The sequence below is a fragment of the Microcoleus sp. PH2017_34_RAT_O_A genome (assembly GCF_020737885.1).
GTDB lineage: Bacteria > Cyanobacteriota > Cyanobacteriia > Cyanobacteriales > Microcoleaceae > Microcoleus.
Window position 1 is genome coordinate 26,964 of record NZ_JAEQDD010000119.1, and the last position, 7,803, is coordinate 34,766.

6 protein-coding genes and 1 pseudogene are annotated in these 7,803 nt (G+C 48.8%); 2 read left to right on the top strand and 5 right to left on the bottom strand.

The annotated features are described in order from the left end of the window. Positions 1–56: 56 nt before the first annotated feature. The 5 genes and pseudogenes from JGK11_RS28885 to JGK11_RS28900 all read right to left on the bottom strand — a co-directional run. Positions 57–2,087, bottom strand: a complete 2,031-nt coding sequence (locus JGK11_RS28885; protein ID WP_293184227.1) for a nitrate ABC transporter ATP-binding protein — start codon at positions 2,085–2,087, stop codon at positions 57–59. Positions 2,088–2,312: 225 nt separating this feature from the next. Next, positions 2,313–3,182 carry a nitrate ABC transporter permease gene (gene ntrB / locus JGK11_RS28890; protein WP_293184225.1) on the bottom strand — a complete coding sequence of 290 codons (870 nt, stop codon included), beginning with the start codon at positions 3,180–3,182 and terminating at the stop codon, positions 2,313–2,315. Between the two features lie 169 nt (positions 3,183–3,351). Further along, entirely contained in the window at positions 3,352–4,698 is a 1,347-nt protein-coding gene (locus JGK11_RS28895; RefSeq protein ID WP_293184223.1) for a CmpA/NrtA family ABC transporter substrate-binding protein, read from the bottom strand. Between the two features lie 180 nt (positions 4,699–4,878). Next, entirely contained in the window at positions 4,879–5,151 is a 273-nt protein-coding gene (locus tag JGK11_RS32965; RefSeq protein ID WP_293271524.1) for a 2Fe-2S iron-sulfur cluster binding domain-containing protein, read from the bottom strand. Positions 5,152–5,226: 75 nt separating this feature from the next. Beyond that, positions 5,227–6,753, bottom strand: a pseudogene (locus tag JGK11_RS28900) (ferredoxin--nitrite reductase); the annotation flags it as partial. A gap of 533 nt (positions 6,754–7,286) precedes the next feature. Here JGK11_RS28900 and JGK11_RS28905 point away from each other — a divergent pair. After that, the gene (locus JGK11_RS28905) at positions 7,287–7,472 is read left to right on the top strand and encodes a hypothetical protein (protein ID WP_293184273.1); all 186 of its coding nucleotides are present in this window, start codon (positions 7,287–7,289) and stop codon (positions 7,470–7,472) included. A gap of 67 nt (positions 7,473–7,539) precedes the next feature. Continuing rightward, positions 7,540–7,803: helix-turn-helix domain-containing protein (locus JGK11_RS28910; RefSeq protein WP_293192553.1), on the top strand; the 264-nt coding region annotated here is incomplete at its 3' end.

Consider the following 7,803-nt stretch of genomic DNA (forward strand, 5'->3'; position numbering starts at 1 on the left):
ATGTGGAGTCTTGTTTCCTGATTCCTTACTCTTCACTCCCTCTTCCTATTTGGTGATTATGCTGGCTGTCTGATGGAACACTGACTGCCTATTTGTTCAATTAAGATTTCTTCAATGCGAAGGTCGCGCTTGATTTTGACGTTTTCAAGGTAGTCGATCGGGTCGTCTAGATTAAAGACAGTGCCGTCAAATAGTTCGATCGTCCGGCGAGCTCTAGCGATATCCGGCAAACCCAACTCGCGCACTGCTTGACCGAACACATCGGGCCGCAAAACTCGATCGACCACTTCCACCCAGTTTTTCGGGAACGGAATCAGTCCCCAGCGGGCCATCTGCGACATCACCCACACCATTTCTAGGCGGTCTGGACAATTGGTTTTGTCAACATAGAACTGGTTGAAATTGTAGAGCATTTCGGGTTGTGCCTCCGTACCGGAGTTGTACGGGTCGATGAACCCCGGACGGATGTCTTTTGGATCCGCACCGATGTATTGTTCTTGGCAAATCAATTCTAGGATTTCTTCGCGGTTGCGGCGGTCGTCGCAGTATTCGCAGGCTTCCAAAAGCGCTTTGACGAGGGCGACGTGGGTTTTAGGATATTTCTGAGCCCAATCTTCGCTAACGCCGAGAACTTTTTCGATGTGTCCGGGCAGAATATCCAGGGAACGGGCGATGGCAAAACCGGTACCGTCGTTGACTGCTTTGGAGTTCCAGGGATCGCCGGCGCAGTAGCCCTGGATGTTGCCTGCTTTTAAATTCGATACCATCTGCGGGGGAGGAAGCATGGTCAAGGCTACATCGCGATCGGGGTCAATCCCACCGGCAGCCAGCCAGTAGCGGAACAGCAGATTGTGCATGGAAGCGGAGTGTACCATGCCCAAGGTTTGTACCTTGTCGGGGGTCTTGGCGATCGCAGCTTTGAAATCCTTTAATGTCCGAATACCTTGGTCGTAAAGGTGTTTCCCGAAAATAATCGAGTTACCGTTGCGGGACAGGGTTAAGGCGCTGTTGATGGGAACCGGGGCTTCGCCGTCCAATCCCAACAGCATGGCGATCGGCATTCCTGCAACCATTTGCGCCGCGTCCAGCCGTCCTTGCGCGATACCTTTGGCAATTTCTTTCCAACTAGGTTCGCGCACGAGAGTGACTTCTTCTAAGCCGTGGGCTTTGAAGAATCCTTTCTCTTTGGCTACGACTAAGGGCGCGCAGTCGGTGAGGGGAATAAAGCCGATGTCGAGGTTGACTTTTTCCAGGCCGTTGCGGGCGATCGCCACGGATGGGGCTTGTTGTTTGGCCCGGCGCTGTTTCACCCGCTTTTGCTGGTTGAGGAAGTAAACCATTTCGTTTCGCAGCGCGTAGTAACTCGGATGGTTGACCACTTCCATGCGCTTGCGGGGCCGAGGAATGTCCACTTCCAGAATTTGTCCGATTTGCGCTTCCGGGCCGTTGGTGAGCATTACAATGCGATCGCTCAGCAACAAAGCTTCATCCACGTCGTGAGTTACCATCACGCTGGTGACTTTACTTTCTTCGCAAATGTTCATCAATTGGTCTTGCAAACCACCGCGAGTTAAAGCATCGAGAGCACCGAAGGGTTCGTCTAGCAGGAGCAATTTTGGGCGGATAGCGAGGGCGCGGGCGATCGCAACTCTTTGTTTCATCCCCCCAGAAATTTCGCTGGGGCGCTTGTTGGCGGCCTGTCCGAGTCCCACCAATTTAATGTGGTATTCGATTACCAACTCGCGATCTTCTTTAGAGTTACCGCTGTAAATTTCATCTACTGCTAGAGCAATATTTTCGCGCACCGTCAGCCAAGGTAGTAGCGAGTAATTTTGAAATACCACCATTCTATCCGGGCCTGGTTCGCGGACTTCGCGCCCTTCTAAAGTAATCCCGCCCTGACTTGCTGTGTCCAGTCCGGCGATGATATTTAACAGTGTAGATTTGCCACAACCGGAGTGTCCGATTAAAGTGATAAATTCTCCCTTTTTAATTTTAAGTTCGATATTTTTAAGAGCGATATATTGCTCGCCATTTGGCAAGTTAAATACGCGGTCTACGTGGTCTACTTCAATAAGGATTGACATGATTATTTTCTGTTAGTTTGTACTTTAGTAGATGCTAATTATTAATTTGGCAATGGGGAATTGGGAATTGGGAAGAAGGCCAAACAGGTCATTGGCCAAACAGGTCATTGGGCATTGGGCATATATAATTATTCCCGCTTCCTAATAACTAATCACCAACTACTAATCACCCATTCCCCATTCCCCATTCCCCATTCCCCATTCCCCATTCCCCATTCCCCAATCTTATTTATTGTCTTCAGGAACAACTTTGGAAGCGACGAAACCAACGAGTCTGTCTAAAATCAAACCGACGATTCCTACATAAAGCACTGCCAGAATCACGGCGCTGAGTCGAGAACTGTTATAAGCGTCCCAGATGAAGAAGCCGATGCCGACACCGCCGACTAACATTTCCGCAGCTACGATCGCCAGCCAAGACAAACCGATACCAATTCTCAACCCTGTGAAGATGTAAGGAACCGAAGACGGTAGCAAGATTTTCCAGAAGTATTTTTGGTTGGGGAGGCGCAAGACTCGGGCGACGTTTCTGTAATCTTGAGGTATTTGTTGAACGCCTACTGTGGTATTAATCAGAATCGGCCAGATTGCTGTAATCAAGATTACGAAAAGTGCAGAAACTTCGTTAGCTTTCATCCCCAAGCCTTCAAAGGGATTGAACTGTTGAAATACTGCCAGGGCGATCGGTAGCCAAGCCAGGGGCGGGATTGTTCTAAATACTTGAAATAGCGGGTCTAAAGCATCGAACATTAAAGAGTTTGTACCGATTAATATTCCTAAACCAATGCCTAGAATTGCTGCTAGAGTAAAGCCGATCGCCACCCGCTGCAAGCTAGCAGCCAGTTGCCAGAATAAACCTTTGTCAGTACCACCGTTATCGAAGAACGGATTGATAATCAAATTCCAGCTTTCTTGGACGGCTTTAATCGGGCCGGGCAAGGTGGATGTGGGGTCGTGGCAGAGGATTTGCCAAACTACCAGCAGAACTGTAATCGCAACTAGCGGGCGGATGATTTTTTTGCGGTTTTTTTGAACCATATCCAGCACGAAATTTGCTGGATTTTTGCTCTTAGAAACAGAGAGATTGGTTGCCATTTGTCTGTTTGCAGTACAGTAGTGAATAATCGATTATTTGTAGATACTTTGAATTGAGAACCCTATCGGCTGTGGTGGGTTGAGTTGCGAAACTCAACGCCACTAAATTTTATGATTTGTCAACTGTCAACTGTCAACTGTCAACTGTCAACTGTCAACTGTTCACTAATTAGGCTTTCTTGATAGCCAGACTCTTCAGATATTCTTCTGGTTTTTCCGGATCAAACTTCACGCCGTCAAAAAATGTTTCGACACCGCGAGAAGTGGTAGCCGGAATTTGGGCAGCGGGAACGCCAAGTGCTGTCGCTGCTGCTTTCCAAATATCCTCGCGGTTAACTTTATCAACCGTGGCTTTGATGTCGGTAGTTGCCGGCATATAACCCCAGCGAATATTTTCTGCGATGAACCAAGCATCGTGACTCTTGTAGGGATAGGAAGCATTGTCAGCCCAGAATTTCATTGCTACTAAACTAGCTGCTTCAACGCGGCCAGTACCATAGTCAATTTGTCCTTTCATGCGACCTGCAATATCTGCAAGTGGTACTTTCAACCACTTATCTTGAGAGATGATTTGGCACATCTCATCTTTATTTTCTGGCTTATCGCACCACTGCTGAGCTTCCAGTACGGCCATTGTAATTGCTTTAGTAGCTTTAGGGTTTTTCTCAACCCAATCTGCTCTTAAAGTTAAGGCTTTTTCTGGGTGATCTTTCCAGAGTTCTCCCGTTACTAAGGCGGTGTATCCAACTTTTTGAGTAACTAGCTGGGCATTCCAAGGTTCGCCGACGCAAAATGCTTCCATGCTGCCGGATTTCATGTTAGCTACCATTTGAGGTGGCGGTACTGGAATAACAGAAACATCTGTATTCGGATCGATGCCACCGGCTGCTAACCAATAGCGCATCCACAAATCGTGGGTGCCGCCGGGAAAGGTAACAGCAATTTTTTGATTGGCGAGGGCTGCTTTGAGTGGTTTGCTGTCTGTACCTACTTTTAAATCTAGGTATTTTTTGCTTACGGAGATGGCTTGACCGTTGGTATTTAACCGGGCAACAATGTTCATCGGCACTGGTTGATTGCCTTTGGTAATTGTGCCTAAGGTCATCTGGTAAGGCATGGGGGAGAGGATGTGGGCTCCGTCAATGCCGCCTTTTTCAGAACCGAGTTCTAGGTTGTCGCGAGTAACTGGCCAAGATGCTTGTTTGAGGATTTGTACGTCTTTCATGCCGTACTTGGCAAATAACCCTTTTTCTTGGGCGATGATTAAGGGCGCTGAGTCGGTGAGGGCGATGAATCCGAGTTTGGCAGTGGTAACTTCGGGGGCGTCGGCGGGGTTGATGTTGACTGCTGGGGCTGCACTGGGTGAGGCAGCGCCCGGTGAGGCAGCGCCCGGTGAGGCAGCGCCCGGTGAGGCGCTGGTAGTGCTGGAACCGGAACTGCAACCGTGGGCGAGGAGGGTGCCTGCTGCTGTTGCTCCGGCGGTGATGATGAATTTTCTTCTAGAAAGGTTGCTCATTTGTCTTGAATTGTTGGTGTACTTTGAGATACTCGAAATGTGAGATGCCTGATGTGAGATTGGTTTACGACCTTCGCAATGACATAATTTCGATCGCACTGAGACAATATCATTCGCAATGACATAATTCTGTTCGCAATGACATAATTCTTTGGGTCTCTCGAATCTCACATTATGATATTAGGCGTCGATCGACACTTTGCCGATCGCCCGCGCGCTGCAAGCTAAGATGAACCCTGGTTCTAAGTCGGAGGCTGCGTCAGGCTGGCTGTCGTAGACTGTTTTACCTTCTAGGAGTTGCTGCTTGCAAGTGCCGCAGGTTCCCGATCGACAACTGCTGTCCAGTTCAAGCCCAGCCCTTTCGGCAACGTCGAGAATGAACTCATCTTCGCTGCAAGCAACTGTTTTGCCCGATCGAGCGAAAATGACAGTAGATGTCTGAGGTTTCGCCATCAGAACTGTTTCGTCTCTCTCAACCGTCAGTTGCAGTTGCCGGTTCAGGGAAGCGACATCCCCGAAAGCTGGATTGGGCACGGCCCCAAACTTATCAATTAACAGTTGATGCAGCACCGGTTTCAGGTCTTCGCAAGGAATGCTTTTTTGGACGCAAGTACCCAAATGAGCATCTTTGCCAACTGTTCCTCCCATGTAGATGTCTACACCTTCGAGGGTTTTGCCGTTCTTCCGAACTTTTGTACCCATCAAGCCGATGTCGGCTACCTGGGGTTGAGCGCAGGAATTGGGGCAACCAGTCCAGTGAATTCTGACCGGTTTGGGAACAGAGAGTTCGGCTTCCAGTTCCCGAATCATTGCCACGGATCGGGCTTTGGTTTCGATGAGGGCGAAGTTGCAAAACTTCGACCCGGTGCAGGAAACTAAGGCTCGCATCAGGGGTGCGGGGTCGATCGAGAAACGCTGTAACAACGGTTCTTTGACTAGGGATTCGAGCCGCGAGTCGGGAACATTGGGAACAATCACGTTTTCTTCGACGGTGAGCCTGAGTTCGCCACTGCCGTAAACCTCAGCGATTCTGGCCAAATCGTACAAATCCGCTGCTTGCAGCCGTCCGACGGGAACGTGCAACCCTACATAGTTGAGCCCTGATTGTTTTTGCGCGTAGATGCCGATGTGGTCGCGTTTGTCCCAGATGATTTCATCTTTGGGGGAGGCGGGGGACAAAGTGCGGCCTACTTCTTGTTCGACGGCTGCGCGGAATTGTTCGATGCCGAGTTCGTCAATCAGCCACATCAAGCGAGATTTTTGGCGGTTTGCTCTCGGGCCTCGATCGCGATATACCGTTAATATCGCTCTGCACAAATCTACAACGTCGCTGGGACTTGCCCAGACGTTGAGAGGAATCGCAGCTTCGCAACGTTTTGCGGAGAAGAAGCCACCGACTAAAACGTTGAAGCCGATGTTGCCGTCAGAGTAAGCGGGTACGAAGGCGATGTCGTTGATTTCGGCGTGGACTGAGTTATCGCGGCAACCTGCGATCGCAATATTAAACTTTCTCGGCAGATTGGAAAACTCTGGGTTGCCTTCGCCGCTGTTGGTAATCATGTCTTGGACTTGGTTCGCCAATTCCCACGTATCTATCAGTTCGTCGGCATCCAAACCCGCGACTGGGGAACCCGTGATGTTACGTACATTGTCCATGCCAGACTGAACGCTGGTCATCCCCGCTTCCTTGAGGCGGCGGAAGATATCGGGCACATCTTCGATCCGAATTCCGCGCAGTTGCAGGTTTTGTCTGGTGGTAATGTCAGCGCTGCCGTCGGAGCCGTAGCGTTGCAATATGTCTCCTAACGTTCTAGTTTGATTGCTGGTAATGACGCCGTTGGGCAAACGCAGGCGCATCATAAATTTGCCCGGAGTTACTGGCCGAAAGAAGATGCCGAGCCATTTGAGGCGGTGCTCGCGGTCTGTTGCATCCATTGCTTCCCAGCCGATTTGGGCAAAGTGGTCTAGTTCGGCTTTGACCGCTAAGCCATCTTTTTCGGCTTTGAGTTTTTCAAATTTGTTTAGGCTCGCTTGGGGTTCTACTGTTTGGGTCATCGATTTACCCTCGCTGCTGGTTTATTCCCTGAGATATTGACTTGGAGCATAAAATGTGTTTCCTGCTAACCTTAATGAGCCTGTGGATTTAAAACTGTATATTTAGTTACTGGATCTAATTTCGTTTAAGCATGGTTGGTCTTTTGTATACTTGAGCTTTGCCAGGCGCTGTCTCGAATTCAGCCAAACTATATATGGTTATAGTTGTTACCGATGGCTCGATCGCTGTATTCCGATGCACCTTTGTTATGAACTAATGTAAAGCGCGCAACAGTAAATATTCGTAGCTATTTTTACAAAATCTTGAGTTTTATGAGCTTTTTGCATCACCGCAATGCGTTTTATACATTGGAAATGGGTAAAGACACCCACAGATCCCAAAAAGCTTTATAAATCTTTAGATTTTGGAGGGGAGTGGAGGCAATGGGTAGCTCTGACATAATATTGTGACGGCGATCGCAGACTTCAAACGTCGCTCGTCACAAAATAAGCTCCGTGGTTATCACACAGTTAGGCTCAAAACATCACGCTCTCTGCCATGCCAGCGTCACTCTGTTACCGATACGGGCAGTTTGACTGTAGCCGATCGCTACGGTTTGATGGCCGCTGTATTGGATGACTCTCTCGACGAGCAAGACAGACATTCGATCAACCGCCTGCTGCGCTCGGTGCTCAAGGGAAAAGTCAAAATTGTCAACGAGCTCTCGGCGATAGGTTAAGAGCAAGACTTAAGTGGCAAATAGGAAAGCTAAACTTATCTACAGTTGATTGCTGAGAGTCAGTTCCATGTTTGCCGTCAAGCGAGCGCTCAAATTGAATAATACTGAAGCAACCTTGATGGCAAAACACGCAGGCTTTCGGCGCGTGGTATTTAACATGGGTTTGAGCCTGAGAGTTCAAATGTACGGTGGAGGTGAGTTTTCCGACTCAAAGGTCATCAACGAAATCAAGAAAGTTCTCACTAACTACGTCAAGAAACAACCTGAATGTGCTTGGATGAATCAGTTGTCTTCTCGTGTTTACCAAAACGCTTTGATTGATTTAAAAGAA